General features: G+C 47.8%; 15 protein-coding genes and 1 pseudogene. 8 read left to right on the top strand and 8 right to left on the bottom strand.

All coding sequences use genetic code 11. From position 1 onward, the window contains the following. Nucleotides 1–54 precede the first annotated feature (54 nt). The 4 genes and pseudogenes from ACTHR7_RS02875 to ACTHR7_RS02860 all read right to left on the bottom strand — a co-directional run. A pseudogene (locus ACTHR7_RS02875) lies at nucleotides 55–198 on the bottom strand (FAD-dependent oxidoreductase); the annotation flags it as partial. A 100-nt stretch (nucleotides 199–298) separates the two neighbouring features. Beyond that, entirely contained in the window at nucleotides 299–1,771 is a 1,473-nt protein-coding gene (mgtE, locus tag ACTHR7_RS02870; RefSeq protein ID WP_440370287.1) for a magnesium transporter, read from the bottom strand. A 232-nt stretch (nucleotides 1,772–2,003) separates the two neighbouring features. Continuing rightward, nucleotides 2,004–2,096, bottom strand: a complete 93-nt coding sequence (locus ACTHR7_RS02865; RefSeq protein ID WP_036472778.1) for a methionine/alanine import family NSS transporter small subunit — start codon at nucleotides 2,094–2,096, stop codon at nucleotides 2,004–2,006. Continuing rightward, nucleotides 2,096–3,631: a sodium-dependent transporter gene (locus ACTHR7_RS02860; RefSeq protein WP_083290018.1), complete on the bottom strand. Its 1,536-nt coding sequence runs from the start codon at nucleotides 3,629–3,631 to the stop codon at nucleotides 2,096–2,098. The genes ACTHR7_RS02865 and ACTHR7_RS02860 overlap by 1 nt, the downstream gene beginning before the upstream one ends. Before the next feature lie 781 nt (nucleotides 3,632–4,412). On the opposite strand from ACTHR7_RS02860, the gene gap reads away from it, so the two are divergent. The 3 genes from gap (at nucleotide 4,413) to ACTHR7_RS02845 (ending at nucleotide 8,437) form a co-directional block, all read left to right on the top strand. Continuing rightward, on the top strand, nucleotides 4,413–5,441 hold the full coding sequence (gene gap, locus ACTHR7_RS02855; RefSeq protein ID WP_188208850.1) for a type I glyceraldehyde-3-phosphate dehydrogenase: 1,029 nt from the start codon (nucleotides 4,413–4,415) through the stop codon (nucleotides 5,439–5,441). Nucleotides 5,442–5,541: 100 nt separating this feature from the next. After that, entirely contained in the window at nucleotides 5,542–7,749 is a 2,208-nt protein-coding gene (gene uvrD / locus ACTHR7_RS02850) for a DNA helicase II (protein ID WP_293205980.1), read from the top strand. A 154-nt stretch (nucleotides 7,750–7,903) separates the two neighbouring features. Beyond that, nucleotides 7,904–8,437: an SMI1/KNR4 family protein gene (locus ACTHR7_RS02845; protein WP_107867972.1), complete on the top strand. Its 534-nt coding sequence runs from the start codon at nucleotides 7,904–7,906 to the stop codon at nucleotides 8,435–8,437. A 53-nt stretch (nucleotides 8,438–8,490) separates the two neighbouring features. Here the strand turns inward: ACTHR7_RS02845 and ACTHR7_RS02840 are convergent, their stop codons facing one another. Next, a complete protein-coding gene (locus tag ACTHR7_RS02840; protein WP_070459741.1) occupies nucleotides 8,491–9,291 on the bottom strand; it encodes a sulfite exporter TauE/SafE family protein in 801 nt (266 codons plus the stop codon). A 592-nt stretch (nucleotides 9,292–9,883) separates the two neighbouring features. On the opposite strand from ACTHR7_RS02840, the gene ACTHR7_RS02835 reads away from it, so the two are divergent. Beyond that, nucleotides 9,884–10,330: a DUF1775 domain-containing protein gene (locus tag ACTHR7_RS02835; RefSeq protein ID WP_293205987.1), complete on the top strand. Its 447-nt coding sequence runs from the start codon at nucleotides 9,884–9,886 to the stop codon at nucleotides 10,328–10,330. A 269-nt stretch (nucleotides 10,331–10,599) separates the two neighbouring features. Here the strand turns inward: ACTHR7_RS02835 and ACTHR7_RS02830 are convergent, their stop codons facing one another. Genes ACTHR7_RS02830 through polA form a run of 3 tightly spaced genes read right to left on the bottom strand, consistent with a single transcriptional unit; the run spans nucleotide 10,600 to nucleotide 15,702 of the window. Next, the gene (locus tag ACTHR7_RS02830; RefSeq protein WP_293205990.1) at nucleotides 10,600–11,523 is read right to left on the bottom strand and encodes a DUF4435 domain-containing protein; all 924 of its coding nucleotides are present in this window, start codon (nucleotides 11,521–11,523) and stop codon (nucleotides 10,600–10,602) included. 5 nt (nucleotides 11,524–11,528) lie between these two features. After that, nucleotides 11,529–12,860 carry an AAA family ATPase gene (locus ACTHR7_RS02825; RefSeq protein WP_293205993.1) on the bottom strand — a complete coding sequence of 444 codons (1,332 nt, stop codon included), beginning with the start codon at nucleotides 12,858–12,860 and terminating at the stop codon, nucleotides 11,529–11,531. Between the two features lie 46 nt (nucleotides 12,861–12,906). After that, nucleotides 12,907–15,702, bottom strand: coding sequence for a DNA polymerase I (polA, locus tag ACTHR7_RS02820; RefSeq protein ID WP_440370286.1), 2,796 nt, complete (start codon nucleotides 15,700–15,702; stop codon nucleotides 12,907–12,909). A 181-nt stretch (nucleotides 15,703–15,883) separates the two neighbouring features. Between polA and ACTHR7_RS02815 the strand changes: the two genes are divergently transcribed. The 4 genes from ACTHR7_RS02815 to ACTHR7_RS02800 all read left to right on the top strand — a co-directional run bounded on the left by ACTHR7_RS02815 (nucleotide 15,884) and on the right by ACTHR7_RS02800 (nucleotide 19,910). Further along, nucleotides 15,884–16,384 carry a hypothetical protein gene (locus ACTHR7_RS02815; RefSeq protein ID WP_070459750.1) on the top strand — a complete coding sequence of 167 codons (501 nt, stop codon included), beginning with the start codon at nucleotides 15,884–15,886 and terminating at the stop codon, nucleotides 16,382–16,384. A gap of 53 nt (nucleotides 16,385–16,437) precedes the next feature. After that, the gene (locus ACTHR7_RS02810) at nucleotides 16,438–17,106 is read left to right on the top strand and encodes a PspA/IM30 family protein (RefSeq protein ID WP_293206001.1); all 669 of its coding nucleotides are present in this window, start codon (nucleotides 16,438–16,440) and stop codon (nucleotides 17,104–17,106) included. Nucleotides 17,107–17,319: 213 nt separating this feature from the next. Continuing rightward, the gene (locus ACTHR7_RS02805; protein ID WP_293206003.1) at nucleotides 17,320–17,985 is read left to right on the top strand and encodes a YqiJ family protein; all 666 of its coding nucleotides are present in this window, start codon (nucleotides 17,320–17,322) and stop codon (nucleotides 17,983–17,985) included. Nucleotides 17,986–18,197: 212 nt separating this feature from the next. Beyond that, nucleotides 18,198–19,910, top strand: coding sequence for a flotillin family protein (locus tag ACTHR7_RS02800; RefSeq protein WP_440370285.1), 1,713 nt, complete (start codon nucleotides 18,198–18,200; stop codon nucleotides 19,908–19,910). Nucleotides 19,911–20,259 lie beyond the last annotated feature (349 nt).

The following is a 20,259-nucleotide window of genomic DNA, read 5'->3' as shown; positions in this document are numbered from 1 at the left end:
TAAAACTTATAGCGCGACGTTTTCAGACGAACTAAAGCTTATTTTACCTAAAACTTATTTTTCAATATACGCCAAACCGCTTTCTTCATCACGTTCGGGCGCGTCTTTTCCGTCAAACAGTGCCACTGCCAATCTGACGGCGGCGGCGGTTACAGCGGGAGAAATCATGAAACCGTGGCGGAAACAGCCGAAAATCTGTGTTTAGGTTTCGGCTGTTGGGGGGAAGGGCTTTTTTGCAAAGGTCTCGGCCTTTTAAACGGTTTGAAAAAGGACGTGTCGAACACGTCCTTTTTTCCTATTACAACAGGAATATGGTTGCCAATCCCAAGAAAATCAGGAAGCCGCCGGAGTCGGTTACCGCGGTAATCAGCACCGAGCTGCCCAATGCCGGGTCGCGTCCGGCTTTGTCCATCATAACGGGAATGAGGACGCCGACGGTCGCGGCAAGCAAAAGGTTCAAGGTCATCGCGGCCACCATGACCAAACCGATGCCGATGTTGCCGTAGAGCAGCCATGAAATCACGCCCATCACGGTGCCCCAAATAATGCCGTTGACGAGGGCGACACCGACTTCTTTTTTCAGCAGGCGGCCTGCCTGTGTGCCGGTCATTTGTCCCATCGCCATGGCGCGGACGATCATGGTGATGGTTTGGTTGCCGGAGTTGCCGCCGATACCGGCGACGATGGGCATCAGCGCAGCCAGTGCGACGATTTTCTCGATACTGCCTTCAAATGCGCCAATTACGCGGCTGGCGATAAAGGCGGTACACAGGTTGATGGCGAGCCACATCCAGCGGTTTTTCACCGAGTCTAAAATCGGGGCGAACAAGTCCTCTTCTTCTTGCAAACCGGCCATGTTCAACATGTCGGCTTCGGATTCTTCACGGATCACGTCTACCATTTCGTCAATGGTGATCCTGCCGATCAGCTTTTTGTTTTCATCGACAACCGGCGCGGTCACCAAGTCATAACGTTCAAACGCCTGCGCTGCTTCTTCCACGTCGTCTTCGGGACGGAAGCGCACGACATCGGTGGCCATTACGTCCGCCACCATGTCTTCGGGGTCGGCGACCAAGAGTTTGCGGATGGGCAGCACGCCTTGCAACACGTCGTTTTCATCGACCACGAAAATCTTGTCGGTATGGTCGGGCAGGCTGTCGAAACGGCGCAAGTAGCGCAATACGACTTCACACGCCACATCGGCGCGGATGCTGACCAATTCAAAGTCCATAATCGCGCCGACTTGGTTGTCTTCGTAAGACATCGCCGCTTTGACCTGCTCGCGCTCTTCTTCATCACGCGTTTGCAGCGCTTCGTACACCACTTGGTGCGGCAAGTCGTCTGCCAGTTCTGCCAATTCGTCTGCGTCCAAATCATCGACGGCGGCCAACAGCTCGTCTTTGTCCATGGACTCGATCAGCGTTTCGCGTACGGCGTCGGATACTTCCAGCAAGACTTCGCCGTCGTCTTCAGGGGCGACCAAAAGCCAAACGATGTTACGCTCGCGCGGTGGCAGAGATTCCAAGACGGCGGCCACGTCGGCAGGGTGCAACTCGGCCAAGAGGACGGTCAGCTCGGTGAACTTGTCGCACAGGCTTTCGTCTTCAATCGGCATGCCTGCTTCGATTTGTTCAAATGACGGCTCAAGGATTTCGCATAAGGCGTGGATGCGGTCGATATCGTCAGAGATGCGATCGTCAGAAATGCGGTCTTCTACCACATCATTGTCGGGGATATTGTCGAGATTCGGAGGGGTTTGTTCGATGCTCATAAATGCTCCGCCCGCCAGACGCGGGAAGGCATTTCGGCGGGATGATTATTGTTGTTGTGTATCAGATGGGAAGTTCAAAGACGAACTGGGAAGGTCCATAATTCAAGCCTGCTGAGAGGCGCAGAGTTGTAAACGGTCCATATTCTACTCTTTTTTAGGCCGTTTTACCATTTTTAACGGGAAAGGCCGTCTGAAATTTAAATTTCAGACGGCCTTTTCATTTGCTCAAACCTTATTCTTTAGGCAGGCGCAGGACGGAGACGATGAATCCGCCCCAAATGACGATCAATGCGACAAGCATCATAATAATGGCTGAAGTACTCATTATTCGTCTCCTTCACGTTCGTGTTCATGTTCGTCTTTGACGTTGAAGTTCTGACCATGTTTCCACGGCAAGAAAGATAGCAGGACGGACAATACCAAGAGAGTGCCTACCATGCCCCAACCGAAGATATTGAGGAAGCTGTCAGGATAGCCGCTGTAATTCTCTTTTAAGAGGCTGGCAGTATCTTGATACAGCATATAGCCGAGCATAGCGACGGTAACCACCACGCTGGCAGTCCACACTTTACCGACACGGATGGAAGACAGCGCGTTCAAGTGGTTGCGCAGTTCCGGCAGCTTGTTCAACAAGACAATCGCCAAAACATAAATAAAACCGGAAGCCACAATGCCGTAGGTATTGATGAATTTGTCCAACACATCCAACACAGGCAGGCCGGTAGTCGTACCGAACAGCAAGGTAGAAATAATTGCCATTGGCACGCCTGCAATCAGCGTTGCGCTGACACGGCCAATGTTCATTTTGTCTTGAATCGCAGCCACAATCACTTCAACGATGGAAATCATCGAAGTGACACCGGCAAACACCAGAGAGCCGAAGAACAACACGCCGATCAACGCACCCATAGGGGCTTGGTTAATGATGGTCGGGAACGCGATAAACGCCAAACCGATACCGTTGGATGCCACTTCGCTGACTTCTTTGCCTGCGGCTTGAGCCATAAAGCCCAATGCGGCAAATACGCCGATACCGGCGAGCAACTCAAAGCTGCTGTTGGCAAAGCCGACAACCAAGCCAGTACCGCCCAAGTCGGTTTTTTTCTTCAGGTAAGAAGAATAAGTAATCATGATGCCGAAGCAGATGGAGAGCGAGAAGAAAATCTGGCCATATGCGGCTACCCAGACTTTCGGATCCGCCAAACGGCTCCAGTCAGGCGTAAACAAAGCGTTCAAACCTTTTGCCGCACCCGGCAGAGTCAGCGCAATGCCCACCATGATGACGAACATCACCACCAACAAAGGCATGAAGAATGTAGATGAACCGGCCACGCCTTTTTGTACGCCCAAAGCCATAATTGCCAGCGTAAACACCCAGACGGCAATCAGCGGGCCGGCAACTTTGCCGACAAAATCCAAGCCCAAGTCTTTGGCATCGGCCATTTGCAGGAAGTCTTTGAAGAAGAATGCCTGCGGATCCGCACCCCATGCCGAAGTCAAAGAATAATAGGCATAGCTTGCCGCCCAGCCGACAATCACGGCGTAGTAGATACAGATGATGACGTTGGTCAGGAAGTTCCACCAACCCATCGGCTCAAACAAACGGCCGAGGCGGCGGAAAGCCAAAGGTGGCGAACCGCGGTAACGGTGGCCGATGGCGTAGTCGAGCAGCAACAGCGGAATACCTGCCGTCAACAGCGCAACCAAGTAAGGGAGGACGAAAGCACCGCCGCCGTTGTCGAAAGCGATGTAAGGGAATCGCCAAATGTTGCCTAAGCCCACGGCCGAGCCGATGGCAGCAAACATAAAGGCGCGGCGACTGCTAAACGTCGCGCGTTCGCTGGATTGAGAATTTGACACGATGAACCTCTTAAAAGTCGAGTGCCGCCAAGGCCGTTCAGCCTTGCGCGTATATATTTAGGAATCAGGCCGGGCAAGCCGGTCGGTTAAAGTAGATATTCGGACAAGGATAATATCCGGTATAGAGGATGCACCGCTTATGGCCATGCAAACATAATCTGACCTTATCGTAAAAAAATTTAACAGTGTTGACAAGTCATAATTAAATTAAAATCACAAGCAAAATCTTCATACACTACGACTAAAACCTTCATACACTTATTTATATAACCCCCAAACACAGCTCAATCCACCGTTTTTCCCTCCCTTGTTCCGACAATTTTCCCCTTTGCTAAAAACCGCCCTCCCCTTATCCGGCAAGGAAAACCGGGAATCCAAGGCGTTTAAATTCCATGTCATCAAAAATGTTCAGACGGTCTTTTCCTTTTGCTCGATTAAACCCGGGCCGTCTGAAAATTACACTGTTGTATGTTGTAATCAAAAGCCACACTCAAATTCTGTTTAATATAAACAAAAACAATCCGCCTTTTCCCGTTTCATTCATTACCATGATTTAAAACGAGCATAAAACACTAAAAACAGAATTAATAAAAAATGAAATTTCAAAAAATATTAAATAACATTAAATTTAAACCTGTATTTCTACTCTAATCATCTACAATTAAAAATAATCGAACCTAAAATTTTCAATAAAACATTAATTACACAGCACTACATTTTTGCTATAATTGCCACCATTCACTCCCCACCCAAACCCAAACCCAAAAGAAGAGGAAAAGCCATGGGTATCAAAGTTGCCATCAACGGCTACGGCCGCATCGGCCGCCAAGTAGTGCGCGCTATTTTTGACTACAAACTGCAAGACCAACTCGACATCGTTGCCATCAACGCCAGCGGCAGCATCGAGACCAATGCTCACCTGACCAAATTCGACACTGTTCACGGCCGCTTCAACTCTGAAGTTTCCCACGATGAGAAACACCTCATCATCGACGGTAAAAAAATCCCTTACTTCTCTACCCGCAACCCAGCCGAATTGCCATGGGGCGAATTGGGCGTTGACCTGGTAATGGAATGTACTGGCGCGTTCACCAGCAAAGAGAAAGCCAAAATCCACTTGGAAAGCGGCGCGAAAAAAGTGCTGATTTCCGCTCCCGGCGGCGATGACGTTGACGCAACCATCGTTTACGGCGTAAACGACGACGTGATTACCGACGACATGACCGTTATCTCCAACGCGTCTTGTACCACCAACTGCCTGGCGCCTGTGGCCAAAGTGTTGAACGAAAACATCGGCATCGTAAACGGCGTGATGACCACCATCCACGCGCTGACCAACGACCAAACCGTAACCGACGTACGCCACAAAGACCTGCGCCGTGCGCGTAGCGGCGTGGAAAACATGATTCCGACCAAAACCGGTGCTGCAAAAGCCGTCGGCTTGGTATTGCCTGCCCTCAAAGGCAAACTCGACGGCCTGGCCATCCGCGTACCGACCGTCAACGTTTCCCTGGTTGACCTGAGCTTCCAAGCAGGCCGCGACACTTCCGCCGAAGAAATCAACGCGCTGATGAAAGCCGCTTCCGAAGAAGGCCGTCTGAAAGGCGTATTGGCCTACAATACCCTGCCACTGGTTTCTATGGACTTTAACCACACCACCCAAGCCAGCACATTCGACTCTACGCTGACCAAAGTCACCGCAGGCAAAATGGTTAAAGTGTTCGCATGGTACGACAACGAGTGGGGCTTCAGCTGCCAAATGCTGAACACCGCGCGCCGTATGTTCGGTTTGGAAGTACGTCCGTTCTAATCGGCTTCCAATACAAAGGCCGTCTGAAACATCTTTTCAGACGGCCTTTTGTATTTCCTTTAAAATATCGCATTCCCATTTATTTTCAGACGGCCTCTTCATGTTTCCCAACGAATCCGCCCCCAACCTCCTGCAAGGCTTAAACCCCGAACAACTCTCCGCCGTAACCTGGCCGCCGCAATCCGCCCTCGTTTTGGCAGGCGCAGGCAGCGGCAAAACGCGCGTACTGACCACGCGTATCGCCTGGCTTTTGCAAAGCGGACAAGCCAGCGTGCACAGCATTATGGCGGTAACGTTTACCAACAAAGCCGCCAAAGAAATGCAGACCCGTTTGGGCGCAATGATTCCAGTCAACATCCGCGCCATGTGGCTCGGCACGTTCCACGGCCTCTGCCACCGCTTTTTGCGCCTGCACCACCGCGACGCAGGCCTGCCCTCTTCCTTCCAAATCCTCGACAGCGGCGACCAACTTTCCCTGATCAAACGCCTGCTCAAAAGCCTCAACATCGCCGAAGAAATCATCGCACCGCGTTCATTGCAAGGCTTTATCAACGCGCAAAAAGAATTCGGTTTACGCGCTTCCGTCTTGAGCGCACCTGATCCGCACACACGTCGCATGATTGAGTGCTACGCCGAATACGACAAAATCTGCCAACGCGAAGGCGTGGTCGATTTTGCCGAACTCATGCTCCGCAGCTACGAAATGCTGCAAAACAACGAAATCCTGCGCCAGCACTACCAAAACCGATTCAACCACATTCTGGTCGACGAGTTTCAAGACACCAACAAGCTGCAATACGCGTGGCTGAAACTGATTGCCGGCAACCACGCCGCCGTCTTTGCCGTCGGCGACGACGACCAAAGCATTTACCGATTCCGTGGCGCAAACGTCGGCAACATGACCGCGCTGATGGGAGAATTCCACATCGACGCGCCCGTCAAACTCGAACAAAACTACCGCTCCGTCGGCAACATCCTCGCCGCCGCCAACTCCGTCATCGAAAACAACGACGAACGCCTCGGCAAAAACCTGCGCACCGACGCCGAAGCAGGCGACAAAATCCGCTACTACTCCGCCTTTACCGACCTCGAAGAAGCCCAATTCATCGTGGATGAAACCAAAGCCCTCGAACGCGAAGGCTGGGATTTGGACGAAATCGCCGTCCTCTACCGCAGCAACGCCCAATCCCGCGTCATCGAACAAAGCCTGTTCCGCAGCGGCATCCCCTACAAAATCTACGGCGGCTTGCGCTTTTACGAACGCCAAGAAATCAAACACGCCCTCGCCTACCTGCGTCTCGCCGTCAATCCCGACGACGACAACGCCCTCTTGCGCGTGATTAACTTCCCACCGCGCGGCATCGGCGCACGCACCATCGAAAACCTTCAGACGGCCTCAAACGAACAAGGCATCACCCTCTGGCAGGCAGCCTGCAATGCCGGCTCAAAAGCCACCAAAATCGCCGCCTTCGTCCGCCTGATTGAAGCCCTTCGCAACCAAGTCGGACAAATGCCCCTGTCCGAAATCATCGTCGGCATCCTCAAAGACAGCGGACTGACCGAACACTACCGAACCCCAAAAGGCGACAACCAAGACCGCCTCGACAACCTCGATGAACTCGTCAACGCCGCCATCGAATTCAAACCCGAAGACAGCAACTTTGAAACCCTGCCTGAAAACATTTCAGACGACCCCGCCTTCCCCATCCTCGCCTTTCTAAGCAACGCCGCCCTCGAATCCGGCGAAAACCAAGCAGGCGCAGGCGAAAAAGCCGTCCAACTCATGACCGTCCACGCCTCCAAAGGCTTGGAATTTAACGCCATCTTCCTCACCGGCATGGAAGAAGGCCGCTTCCCCAGCGAAATGAGCCTTGCCGAACGCGGCGGCCTCGAAGAAGAACGCCGCCTCATGTACGTCGCCATCACCCGCGCCCGCAAACGCCTCTACATCACCATGGCGCAACAACGCATGCTGCACGGACAAACCCAATTCGGCATCGTCTCCCGCTTCGTCGAAGAAATCCCGCCCGAAGTATTGCACTACCTATCCGTCAAAAAGACCGCCTACGACAGCTACGGCAGCCCGCGCCAAACCGCCACATTCAAAGACAAAATCATCGACGACTTCAAACAGCCGCAAACCTACGCAGGCTTCCGCATCGGCCAAAACGTCCGCCACGCCAAATTCGGCACCGGCGTCATCATCGATGCCGTGGACAAAGGCGAATCCGCCCGACTGACCATCAACTTCGGCAAACAAGGCGTGAAAGAGCTGGATACCAAGTTTGCGAAATTGGAAGAGATGTGAAAAGGAAGATGGCATAGGCCGTCTGAATCCGGTAACAGCAAATTTTGCCCAAACCTCCGCCGTCATTCTCGCGCAGGCGGGAATGACGGACGATAAAAGTCGGGTATAGATACCTAACCCCTGTTTATAGCTGAAATCAATAAGGAAGAACATTATGTCCCAAGTTTTTAAAGATTTTGATTTGTCCTCCGTATGGAAAACTAATAGTTGGGCAGATAAAAACTACAAAGAAGCCCCATTTACACCTGAAATTTTGGCTGCCGTAGAAAGTGAGCTAGGCTATAAATTGCCGCAAAGTTTTATTGAATTGATGGCAGTACAAAACGGCGGGATATTTGTTAAAAACTGCTTTCCGACCACGCAGAAAAATTCATGGGCGAAAGATCATGTGCAAATTTGCGAGATGTCGGGAATCGGTTTTGAAAAAGAAGGGAGTTTGTGCGGCGCGATGGGGCAAAAACTTTGGCTGGAAGAATGGGAGTATCCACCTATCGGCGTGTATTTGGCCACCGACCCGTCAGGAGGTCATGCCCTGTTTGCCTTGGACTATCGAGAGTGTGGAAAAGACGGCGAGCCGAAAGTGGTGCTTGTCGAACAAGAATGGGATTTTGAAATAATCGAACTTGCCCCCGATTTCGAAACCTTTATCCGCAACTTGCGGCATGAAGATGAGTTTTTAGATAACTAATAAAAAGTAGGCCGTCTGAAAATTTTTCAGACGGCCTTTTAACATCTACCTAATTAAGCCGAAAAAGCCTTATATGCCATTGAAACGATAATCAGCAAAACCGTTACGACCAAAACCTTACGAATAACTTCTCCGTTTGAATTGATAGCATGGAGGCTGCCAAAATGGTTGCCCAACAAATTTGCTAAAATCATCGGGATTCCGATTAGGAACGCCATTTTCCCTGCTATCAAGAAGGCAACAAATGCCCCGATATTGGAAGCAAAATTGAAAATCTTGGAAGTAGCCGAAGCCTGCAACAACGACAATTTGTTAATGACAAACAAAGCAATGATGAAAATACTACCTGTACCCGGGCCAAAAAAACCGTCATAAAAACCAACAATCAGACAAGTTAAAAATACGGCGATAACGGATTTTTTTATCTCGCCACGCTCGTCTTCTTTTTTCAGCAAAACACCTTTAAACAAAGTTGCCAGCAAGCCTATGGGCAAAAACGCAAGAATAATGTAATTGATGGTTTCCACCGGAAGAATCAAAATGACTTTTGCACCGACAAATGCCCCAATTAAAGCCGCAACAATGCCAACCGGCACAATATGCCATACAATCGAACTGCTCTTCATAAAATTTTTAATCGCAGCCACCGTACCGATGGTACTCACCAATTTTTCCTGTGCCAACGCGACCTGAGGCGGTAAACCTACCATCAAAAATGCGGGAATCAAAATCAGCCCTGCTCCGCCCGCAATAGCATCGACATAGCCCGCAATCAAAGACGCGACAACCAGCAGGAAAAGGCCGAGATAAAAATAATCGGCAATAATACTGCCGGGAATAAATAATTGTTCCATGGATTGTTTCCTCTTGATTAAATTTAAATTTTTGTATACAGGTGGTGTTTACACGAAACATCTGAGAAATAGTTATCCCAAACACCCTAAACTCAATATGTCAGGTAACGTACTTCAGACTCCACACCCTCCTCGCAATCTTAAATACGTATAATAATGACTAAAGAAATTTTTAATATGTTGATTAATATTGTCGATTTTGTCAACAATATTAATTTATGTAAAAATATACTATAAGTTAGTTAACTTAAGCAAGAAAATTCTTATTTAAGAAAATCGTTTGAAACATGCTAAGATAAGACAGGTTGCAGATCATATACTCTATACAACTTTTAAAAAATAAAGGCCGTCTGAAACTTTTTCAGACCGCCTTTTATCTAAAATACCCATTATTTATTAACAATATTAATGATTCATCTAGCAATTAATCCATCAGCGATTAATGAAAATTCTTATATCCATATTTGATTATTTGTTCTTTATCATACAAATAAAAGATATGCTCATCTGATAGATATTCTCTGCTAGGATTCGGGCAAGCCTTCAACGGTGAGATTTTTATTTATTCTTACAACGGAGATTCCCTAATAAAATGAAACTATTATTTTCAGCTTTAGCCTTGTCCGCGTTTATGATGGATGCTCAGGCACATGTGACGATTCGCAATTACGCCAACGGCGTGGACAGTATTGCAGGAAAATCAGACCATTTCCGCCTGAATGTGCCGACTAATCGCGGCAAAGCGGTGACTAAAGTGAAAATGGTTGTTGCTGAAGGCGTTAAATTGTTGTTCGTCCATCCTATGCCGGGTTGGACTTATACGACCGAGAAAAATGCTGAAGGCAATATCGTCAGCATTACTTACAAAGGTCGCATGGAAGCTGGCGAATTTACTGCGTTCCCTTTTATTGCGCTCAATCCTAAAGGCGATGTTTCCGTTAAATACAAAGCATACATCACCTACGAAGACGGCGTTGTTGTGCCTTTCGACGGTTCGGAAGAAGCAAAAGGCTATCAACCGACCATCCACCTTCGTTAATCGGCTGCGTGCACCAGCCTGATTCTTGCAGATTCATCTAAAAGCCGAATCTGTCGCCAATCAGGCCAAAATGTATATCTGCCAAATATAAGGCCGTCTGAAAACTAAATGGGTTGAGACCTTTGCAAAATTCCTTTTCCTCCGACAGCTGAAACCTAAACACAGGTTTTCGGCTGGCGAGGGAGGGCTTTTTTGCAAAGGTCTCATATTTTAAGTATTCAACCAACAGCTAGCGATAAAGCATGCACAAAAGATATACAGAATACGAGCTATGCGTTATGTAATAATTGTAAAATCTTAGTTCCTACATTTGTTTTGAGAAACTCTTCTTGTTCAGCAGCGATTCTCAAAAGAACTTCTATATCAGAAGCATATTTTTTACCAGATTTATCTTCCTTTAAAAGGTACTTTTTTGTATGGTGCAAAAAGAAATCTTTTAAAATTTCTGTAACATCATGTCCACGACTTAGTCTCCATTTAGGTTCAGTTTGCTTTAGCTCATATGCTTTTTCAAATAAATCATCTATATCACTCTTTCTAGGGGAACATGAAGATAACCTTTTCCTGAGATTTTCTATATCAAAAGACATGTTCCAGTTAGATAGATTAGAATTATTGAACGAAATAAATTCAAATAAATCCACTCCGTCTAAGATCGTTCTTTTATCAGCCAACATTTCATTTGCTGCCCGAATAGCTCCTACTTCCCTAGAAAAATTTTCTAGTTTAGGAAGAAGAAGTCTAAGACAATCGTTAATATCGACATTATCTTTAGGGTGTAAATTCACAAGCAACTTAGTTAATGCTTGTGAGTTAACTAAAAATGTTTCTATATCATTAAAGAAAAATGTTTTAGTATCAGTACAATAAAAAGAATAAATTAAATTGGAATCTTCTTTTATTCTACTACATAAATAATCATAATCCACGTCTATCAAGAAATAAATTCCACGCTTTTCTACTTCCGATTTTTGGTTTAGGAGATCCAGCATATTTAAACTTTTGTCTTTACCTTTCGACTCCGTAAATCTAATTGGCTTCCCTATAAAAAAAGGAACTAATAAATCTCTATCTGTTTCTCCCTCTACCACCAATGTTATTTTTTTACATGAATTGAAAATTAATTTTGCCTCATTAATTATGTACGTAGGTGATTGGGCAACATCCTTTAATGATTTATGTGGTTTAATCATTTCAATCATCCCAAATATTGCTCAGATAATTCTAGAACATTATCCCAATTTCCATTAATCAATGCAGGGGCATGTGTAGCGATCACTACAGAAAAGCTATTAATTTCTTGTATTTTTATCAAAATATTTACAAACTCTTCTTGCCATGCAGGATGTAAAGAAATTTCTGGCTCATCAATTAAAACTAGTGTATCAGAATCAATATTAAAAATTAATTTACCTATCAATAATATTAAATGCTGCTCACCAGAAGATAGCTCATCTAATGAGATGTTTTTAATATATTTTTGCTTACCCATAGGATATATTTCAAATCCTATCTCAGGAGAAACTTTTATATATTTAAAAGAAAGTAAAGTATTTAGATTTTGGGTAAAAAGGGAGATTTTTTTTGCTAAAGGCTCTAATTTTGCAAGACGTTCCACAATATCAGTCAAATAAACCTCTAAAACTTTTTCTCCTGTATTATCTTTGATATGAAGAATTAGAGACTGAATTGAATTAGGATTTAATGCTACATTTGACAATATCCCTAAATCTTGAAAGTTCTCTTCGTACTTACTAATTTTTGTTAATAATGAAAAAATTTTGGTTGTTCTGTTTGATGTATTAGACTTATCTAATTGCTTCAATAATCTTTCTGGAAAGGAAGCTTCTCTTTTTCGATTTTCAGTAAATTGTATTCTTAGGGATTGTTGTATTAATTCCTGTATACTATTTTGTAAACCAAATATTGTAAGGCTATTTTTCTCATAATCAGATACTTCTCCATAATTTTGTATATGGCTAAAATTAATTAATCTATTTGTCGATATGTATAATACTTGGATTTGTTGAGTAATCTCTATCAGCCATTCAAAATTTCTAGTTAACTCAAATATAGAAGTGTGGTTCTTAAACTTTCTAAGTATTTCTGGAAAGGTCAAGATAATATCTTCTGAGTCAAAAGATTTCCATTGATTTTCTCCAATCCTGTATATTGGCAGAAAATTTTCTAAATTAGCAATAGCATCAAAAAAATTACTATCTAACAATAATTTATTATGCAAGAAAGTTATATTTATTTCATCAATATAGTAATTACTTTTTATTTTTCGAAAAGTAATAGGTTTATTTTGATTAGATATGAAAAATCTAATTTCTTGAAAATCAGTATGTATGAAAAATAAAAGATTATTTTGAGCAAATGCTTCAATAATTTTTAAAATCGTAGATTTTCCATAACCATTAGGAGCAGTAATAATCTTAATAAAATTTTCTTTACTGGTTAAATTTATATTATAATTGAAAATACCAAATAATTTTTTGATTTCAATACGAGTGATTTTATTCGACATAATAAATATTTCCTTAAGTTCAAAATAAATAAGTGGTGTTACTAACTCAATGCGCTTCTTCCCAATTCATCCCCACGCCAACCTCCGCCACCAGCGGCACGTTCAACATCCCTTCGTCCACTTTCGCCATAATCCGCGGCAGTTTTTCTTTGACTAAATCCAGTTCGGCTTCGGGTACTTCCAACACCAGTTCGTCATGCACCTGCATAATCAGCTTGCTCTTCAGGTCATCTGAAGCCAGCCAGCGGGATACGTCTATCATGGCGCGTTTGATGAGGTCGGAGGCAGTGCCTTGCATGGGGGCGTTGATGGCGGCGCGTTCGGCTCCGGCGCGGGCGTTGGCGTTTTTGTTGTGGATGTCGGGCAGGTAGAGGCGGCGGCCGAACAGGGTTTCGACGAAGCCTTGGGCGGCGGCTTGCTCTTTGGTGCGCTGCATGTATTCGGCGACGCCGGGATAGCGGGCGAAGTAGCGGTCGATAAAGTTTTTGGCGGAGATGTTGTCGATGCCCAATGATTTGGCAAGGCCGTATTGACCCATGCCGTAAATCAGGCCGAAGTTGATGGTTTTGGCGTAGCGGCGTTGTTCGGACGAGACGTTTTCGGGGACGATGCCGAACACTTCGGCAGCGGTGCGGCGGTGAACGTCTTCGCCGTTTTGGAACGCAGCGATGAGGGTTTTGTCGCCGGAGAGGTGCGCCATGATGCGCAGCTCGATTTGGGAATAGTCGGCGGAAACGATGACGCTGCCTTGCGGTGCGGTAAAGGCGCGGCGCACGCGGCGGCCTTCGGCGGTGCGGATCGGGATGTTTTGCAGGTTGGGGTTGTTGCTGGCGAGGCGGCCGGTAATGGCGACGGCTTGGGCGTAAGTGGTATGCACGCGGCCGTCTTTTGGGGAAATCATTTCGGGCAGTTTGTCGGTGTAGGTGGATTTGAGTTTTGCCAGGCTGCGGTTTTGCAGGATGATTTTGGGCAGGGGGTAGTCGGGCGCGAGCTGTTCGAGCACGGCTTCATTGGTGGAAATGCCGCCTTTGGCGGTTTTTTTCAGGCCTTTGGTGGGGATGCCCATTTTGTCGAACAGGATTTCTTGAAGCTGTTTGGGCGAGTTGAGGTTGAACGGCTGGCCTGCGGCGGCGTAGGCTTCTTGTTCGAGCTTCATCAGCTCGGCGCCGAGTTCCGCGCTTTGGCGGGCGAGTTCGGCGCGGTCGATTTGTACGCCGTTGCGTTCCATTTCAAACAATACCTGCGCGACAGGCAGTTCCATTTTTTCATACATTTCAAGCTGCTTGGCGTCCATTTGCGCGCGCAGGTGCGCTTCGAGGCGCAGGGCGAAATCGGCGTCTTGGGCGGCGTATTCGGTCGCCTGCTCAATGGCGACGTCGGCAAAACCGATTTGCTTCGCGCCTTTGCCACACAGCGATTCGTAAGTAATGGTTTCCAAGCCCAACCAGCGTTTGGACAATTCATCCAAACTGTGTCCCAGATGGCTCTCGATGATGTAGGAAGCGAGCATGGAATCGCCGGCAATGCTGTTCAGGGCGATGTCGTAGTTGGCGAAAACGTGTTGGTCGTATTTGAGGTTTTGCCCGATTTTTTTCAGGACGGGGTTTTCCAAATGCGGTTTCAGACAGCCTAATACGTCTTGCAAATCAAGCTGTTTGGGCGCGGCAGTCAGACTGTGTCCTACGGGGATGTAAACCGCTTCGCCTGCTTGGAACGCGATGCTGATACCGACCAGCGCGGCGTTCATCGCGTCTAGGGACGTGGTTTCCGTATCGATGCCGATTTTGTCCGCCTGAGCCAGTTTGTCCAACAAGGCGGCAAACTGCGCTTCGGTGGTAACGGCTTGATAATCCAGCTTTTCGGGGGCTGGGGCGAGTTCGGGTTGTTTTTCAGGCTGTGTTTCCATCGCCAATGCGGCTTGTTCGCCGATATGCTCGCTGCCGAACAAATCCGTGTTTTGCGCTTCGTGCATACGGCTTTCCGCTTCTTTCAACCAAGTGCGGAAGCCCCAGCGTTTGAAATCGACAACCAGCTGCGCCCATTTAGGCGTAGTACGGCGCAGGCTTTCGAGGCCGTCTGAAAGCTCGGTGTGCAAATCCAAATCGGTTTTAATCGTTACCAAATCATACGACAGCGGCAGTTGTTCCAAAGCAGCTTGCAGGTTTTCTCCCACCTTGCCTTTGACTTCGGCAGCGTGTTCCATCACACCAGCCAGCGAGCCGTAAGCTTCCAGCCACTTCACCGCCGTTTTCGGGCCGCATTTTTCCACACCCGGCACGTTGTCCACCTTGTCACCCATCAGCGCGAGATAATCGCGGATTTGGTCGGGGCGCACACCGAATTTTTCCTTCACGCCTTCAATATCCAGCGTTTCGCCGCTCATCGTGTTCACCAGCGTTACGCGCTCGTTCACCAACTGCGCCATGTCCTTATCGCCGGTAGATACCACCACGTTCCACCCTGCTTCGCTAGCCATCTTAGCCAAAGTGCCGATAACGTCGTCCGCTTCCACTTGCGGAATCACCAATACCGGCCAGCCCATCAGGCGCACCAAATCCGGCAAGGCTTCCGCCTGCGGGCGCAAATCATCCGGCATCGGCGGGCGCGTCGCCTTATAGTCGGGGAACATCTCATGGCGAAAATTTTTGCCCTTCGCATCAAACACCACCGCGCAATAGTCGTGCACATAATCCGCCCGCAGCCGGCGCAGCATGTTCAACACGCCATACATCGCCCCAGTCGGTGCACCGTCGGGCGCGGACAAATTCTGCCCCATAGCATGATAGGCGCGGTAAAGATAAGAAGAGCCGTCAACGAGAAGGAGTGTGGGTTTGTTGGACATGGAAAACCTGCTGTGTGTATGAAAATAATGTACGGATTATAAAGGAAAAGGCCGTCTGAAAACCGAAAATCAAGTTCCAGACGGCCTGATGTTTACATAAATATACGGTTTCAGGTATTGCGCCTCAGAATCCCATCTTGTATATTTGTATTCAAATGAATACAAACCAAATCAAACGAATATGAATGCAACGAACCGTATCCCAATTAGTGTGCGCATCACTCAGGAAGATTCTGATTTTATTGCCGAACTTAAAATCGAAGGTGCGAATACGCCGTCTGAAAAAATCCGCGAATTGCTCAAGCTGGCACGCTTGGCGCATACGCAGACACGCGATTACAGCTCCGCACTGACGGCGCAGGAGCAGTTTTTCCAAGCGGCAAAACACGAAATCTTGCACGCTGAAAAACAGGCCGGAGTGCATTCGCATATCGTGGCGAGGTTGTTTGAACAACTGCCCGACTTAGGCGCAACACTCGCCGCCGACCTGCCCGAAGAAGCCGACCTCGACGATTTGAAAAAATACGAGCGCGAACTGATGTGGCGCATCGTCCGCCTGACTGACAGCATCCTGCAACTCGCCGTAACCGGCAAAGGCGCGGCATACGACGACAGCGTATTGCAACAGCTTGAAAACACTTTGAAACTGGCGAAGATTGTACAACAGGCAAATGAAGTTTAAGACTGCCTCCATACCAAATGAAACAAACACATTTTAGTGAAAGGAAAATCCAAATGAGCGAAACCCTATCCCGCCGAGTAGGCCGTCTGGTGAGCGGCGGTTTTCATGCCCTGATTGATGCGGCGGAAAACCTCGCGCCTGAAGCGGTTATGAACGAAAGCATCCGCGAAATTGAGCGCGCAGTAGATGAGGTGCGTGCTGAATTGGGCAAAGTGTTGGCGCAGAAACACCTTGCCGCTAAGAAAATGGCCGATGAAAGCAACCGCCACGAGGCCATCGATGCCAATCTGCAAGCCGCCGTAGATGCCGGTCGCGATGACCTTGCCGAAGCGGGTATCGCCGAGCAGATGGACATCGAAGCGCGTCTGCCCATCTTGGAAAACACCATTGCTGACTGTGCTGCACAAGAAAAAGAGCTGGAAGGCTTTATCGCTGCCCTGCAGGCGAAAAAACGCGAGATGCAGCAGCAGTTGCAAGACTGGCGTGCCACACAGCAAAGCATGGGTACAGGCAAAACAGCCGGTGGCAACGGCAGCAACCTCAACCGTATCGCCCGTGATGCCGAAAAAAGCGGCAATGCTTTCGACCGTGTGATGGGTCGCCAAAACTCGGTACACAACAGCACCGATGCGGCGCAGTTGGCAAAGCTGAAAGAACTGGAAGACTTAAGCCGCAACAACCGCATTGCCGAAAGATTGGCAGCATTGAAAGCGAAATCATAAGCCATATTGAGAAAATTGCAGTTTCAGACGGCCTCTATCTTCACGGGGCCGTCTGAAAAAAGAGAACCATACACGCCTCAATAACAAGAAGATGCCGGATTGGGAAAAATCCTGTCAGTTACGACAAATTAATAAAAAACCCATATCCAATCTGCTTAACTTTAAAATAAAATATATGCCGTCTGAAAATTAAAAAGAATAAGGAAATGCAATATGTGGAATTTAATCAACGCCCCTGAAACTGAAATTTTCGGTATTGCCATTGCGCTAATGGTTTTGCTCGGTGTGTTGGAAGTCATTTCCATGCTGGCAGGCGGTATCAGCGACTGGTTGGACAACCTGTTACCCGACAGCCTGACCGAAACCGCGCACGCCGAGGTCGGATTGGATGTGGTGGATGCAGGCATATTCGTGCGTTTCCTGAGCTGGCTGTATGTCGGACGTATCCCGGTGTTGATGTTGATGGTGGTGTTTCTTGCCGTATACGGATTAACGGGTTATCTGTTTCAGACGGCCTTTGCCACTGTATTCGGCAGTTATCTGAATGGCACACTGGCAGCAGTCATCGTTTGGTTTCTTTCCCTGCCCTTAGTACGCGTAACGGCTAGCGGTTTGTACAAAATTATGCCAAAAGATGAAACCACTGCCGTTTCGCAGGAAAGTTTGATCGGGCGCGTCGGCACGGTGGTGTTGGGCGAAGCTCGGGTAGGCAATGCGGCGCAAGTGCGCGTGAAAGATGCTTACGGCCAACAGCATTATGTGATGGTAGAGCCTGACTCTGAAGATGTATTAAAACAAGGAGATGCGGTATTGCTAGTGTCGTTGGATGGAAATACATTTAAAGCGATTTTGAATCCGAGCGGCAGCTTGGTTGATTAAGGCCGTCTGAAACTGCTGATTTATCGATACGGTAAAAATAGATACTTCACCGCTCTATCCTCACCATCTAGAAATTTGAAATAACAATGAGAAAAAACAACCACCCTATTATTTCAACCCATATTTTTAACCCTTTCAGACGGCCTCTTTCTCTCAAAGCCTTCTGAATCCACCGCCCCAAAAGGCATATTAACAAGAAGAAAGGAAAAACCATGAATTTGGTCTCCATCGGCACTATCGCCGGCGTCATACTCGTCGCGCTGTTTGTACTCGGCCTCATCCTGACCCGTCTGTATCGCCGTGCCAGCAAAGAAGTTTCATTTGTCCGCACCGGTTTTGGTGGTGAAAAAGTCATCATGAACGGCGGTGCGATGGTGCTGCCCGTATTGCACGAAATCATCCCCGTCAACATGAATACACTGCGCCTTGAAGTGCGCCGCGCTGCCCAACAAGCGCTGATTACCCGCGACCGTATGCGCGTTGACGTGATGGCGGAATTTTACGTCCGCGTTAAACCCAGCGCCGAGAGCATTGCGACCGCCGCACAAACGCTGGGTATGAAAACCATGTCTCCCGATGAGTTGAAAGACCTCGTCGAAGGTAAATTCGTTGACGCCCTGCGCGCCGTTGCCGCTGAAATGGCAATGGAAGAATTGCATGAGAAACGTGTTGATTTCGTTCAGAAAGTGCAACAAGTCGTGAGCGAAGACTTGTTCAAAAACGGTCTCGAACTCGAAACCGTTTCCCTGACCGGCCTCGACCAAACCAGCTTTGAGTTCTTTAACCCGCAAAACGCCTTTGACGCGGAAGGTTTGACCAAACTGACCGAAACCATCGAAGGCCGCCGCAAAAAACGTAACGAAATCGAACAAGACACCGATTTGGCAATCAAAACCAAAAACCTCGAAGCCGAGCAGCAACGCCTGAAAATCTCGCGCGAAGAAGAATACGCCAAACTCGAACAAGAGCGTGAGATTGCCGTCCGCCGTGCCGAACAAGAGGCCAGCATTGCCGAGCAAGAATCTCAGAAAAAACGTGAAGCGGAAGAAGCCAAAATTGCCGCTGAACGCGAAGTGGATTTGAAACGCATTGCCGCCGAACGCGACATTAAAAACGAAGACATTAGAAAAGCCCAAGCCGTTGAGCAGGCCGAGGTTGAACGCCGCAAAGCCATCGAATTGGCCGAGCAAGACCGCGCCATCGCCGTTGCCGAAAAATCGCGTGCCGAATCCGAAGCCAAGGCCGAAGCCGACAAAACCCGCGCCGCCGCCGTTCGCGAAGAAGAGAGCGTGATTACCGTACGCGAAACCGAACGCGCCGAGCGTGCCAAAGCGGTTGAATTGATTGCCGCAGAAGAAGCCGCGCAAAAAGATGCGATTTCGCTCACTGTTGCCGCTGAAGCAGAAAAACAAGCCGCACAAGACCGCGCAGAAGCCGTGCGTATTGCTGCTGAAGCCGAAGCCGAAAAACACCGCCTGCAAGCCAAAGGTGAGGCCGATGCCAAAATTCTGTTGGCGCAAGCGCAAGAGCAACAATACAAGGTTGATGCAGAAGGTACCCGCGCTGTGAACGAAGCTGCCAACGTCCTGAGCGTTGAACAGGTTGAAATGCAAGTCCGCCTTGCCCTCTTAAAACACCTGCCGGACATCATCCGCGAATCCGTCCGCCCAATGGAAAAAATCGAAGACATCAAAATCTTGCAAGTCAATGGTCTAGGTGGCTTTGCCGGTGGTGCAAACAGCGCGGAAGGTGCTTCAGACGGCCAAACCACACAAGCCAGCCTTGCAGACCAAATGGTCAACAGCGCCCTGCGCTACCGCAGCCAAGCCCCGTTGGTTGACGGTCTCTTGAAAGAGTTGGGATTGAATGGTGGCGACATCAACGGCCTGACCCAAGGACTTGATAAAACCATCGACCAATCATAAACAGATACCGTCATAATGATTTAAAGGCCGTCTGAAACAGGTTTTCAGACGGTCTTTTTTGTATGCAAGCTCAGAAAAACACTAATATTTTCAATATTGATAAATTCAATTCTATTGCGGTTGCAATAAATTAGGATTCATCTAATCTATTTTTTAGGATAAAAAGATTGGGGGTTATTTTAAATGAATCACAAGGCTAACTGCTTCAATAATGATCCACCAACAATTTAGTCATAAAAGCCAGTTCTACCGTTTCGATTTCAAACTTACCATCTGAGACCTTTGCAAAATTCCCCAAAATCCCCTAAATTCCCACCAAGACATTTAGGGGATTTTCCATGAGCACCTT

This window comes from Neisseria sp. P0007.S010 (assembly GCF_051962875.1).
Taxonomy (GTDB): domain Bacteria; phylum Pseudomonadota; class Gammaproteobacteria; order Burkholderiales; family Neisseriaceae; genus Neisseria; species Neisseria subflava_A.
Note: the sequence above shows the minus strand (reverse complement) of the source record. Positions and strands in the feature narration are given on the sequence as shown.

Bases quoted from the DNA above. Each gene is read 5' to 3' on its own strand.
- uvrD (WP_293205980.1), top strand. From the start codon at position 5,542: ATGTTTCCCAACGAATCCGCCCCCAACCTCCTGCAAGGCTTAAACCCC.
- ACTHR7_RS02830 (WP_293205990.1), bottom strand. From the start codon at position 11,523: ATGATTAAACCACATAAATCATTAAAGGATGTTGCCCAATCACCTACG.
- polA (WP_440370286.1), bottom strand. From the start codon at position 15,702: ATGTCCAACAAACCCACACTCCTTCTCGTTGACGGCTCTTCTTATCTT.
- ACTHR7_RS02810 (WP_293206001.1), top strand. From the start codon at position 16,438: ATGAGCGAAACCCTATCCCGCCGAGTAGGCCGTCTGGTGAGCGGCGGT.
- ACTHR7_RS02805 (WP_293206003.1), top strand. From the start codon at position 17,320: ATGTGGAATTTAATCAACGCCCCTGAAACTGAAATTTTCGGTATTGCC.
- ACTHR7_RS02825 (WP_293205993.1), bottom strand. From the start codon at position 12,860: ATGTCGAATAAAATCACTCGTATTGAAATCAAAAAATTATTTGGTATT.
- ACTHR7_RS02815 (WP_070459750.1), top strand. From the start codon at position 15,884: ATGAATGCAACGAACCGTATCCCAATTAGTGTGCGCATCACTCAGGAA.
- ACTHR7_RS02845 (WP_107867972.1), top strand. From the start codon at position 7,904: ATGTCCCAAGTTTTTAAAGATTTTGATTTGTCCTCCGTATGGAAAACT.
- ACTHR7_RS02800 (WP_440370285.1), top strand. From the start codon at position 18,198: ATGAATTTGGTCTCCATCGGCACTATCGCCGGCGTCATACTCGTCGCG.
- mgtE (WP_440370287.1), bottom strand. From the start codon at position 1,771: ATGAGCATCGAACAAACCCCTCCGAATCTCGACAATATCCCCGACAAT.
- gap (WP_188208850.1), top strand. From the start codon at position 4,413: ATGGGTATCAAAGTTGCCATCAACGGCTACGGCCGCATCGGCCGCCAA.
- ACTHR7_RS02840 (WP_070459741.1), bottom strand. From the start codon at position 9,291: ATGGAACAATTATTTATTCCCGGCAGTATTATTGCCGATTATTTTTAT.
- ACTHR7_RS02865 (WP_036472778.1), bottom strand. From the start codon at position 2,096: ATGAGTACTTCAGCCATTATTATGATGCTTGTCGCATTGATCGTCATT.
- ACTHR7_RS02835 (WP_293205987.1), top strand. From the start codon at position 9,884: ATGAAACTATTATTTTCAGCTTTAGCCTTGTCCGCGTTTATGATGGAT.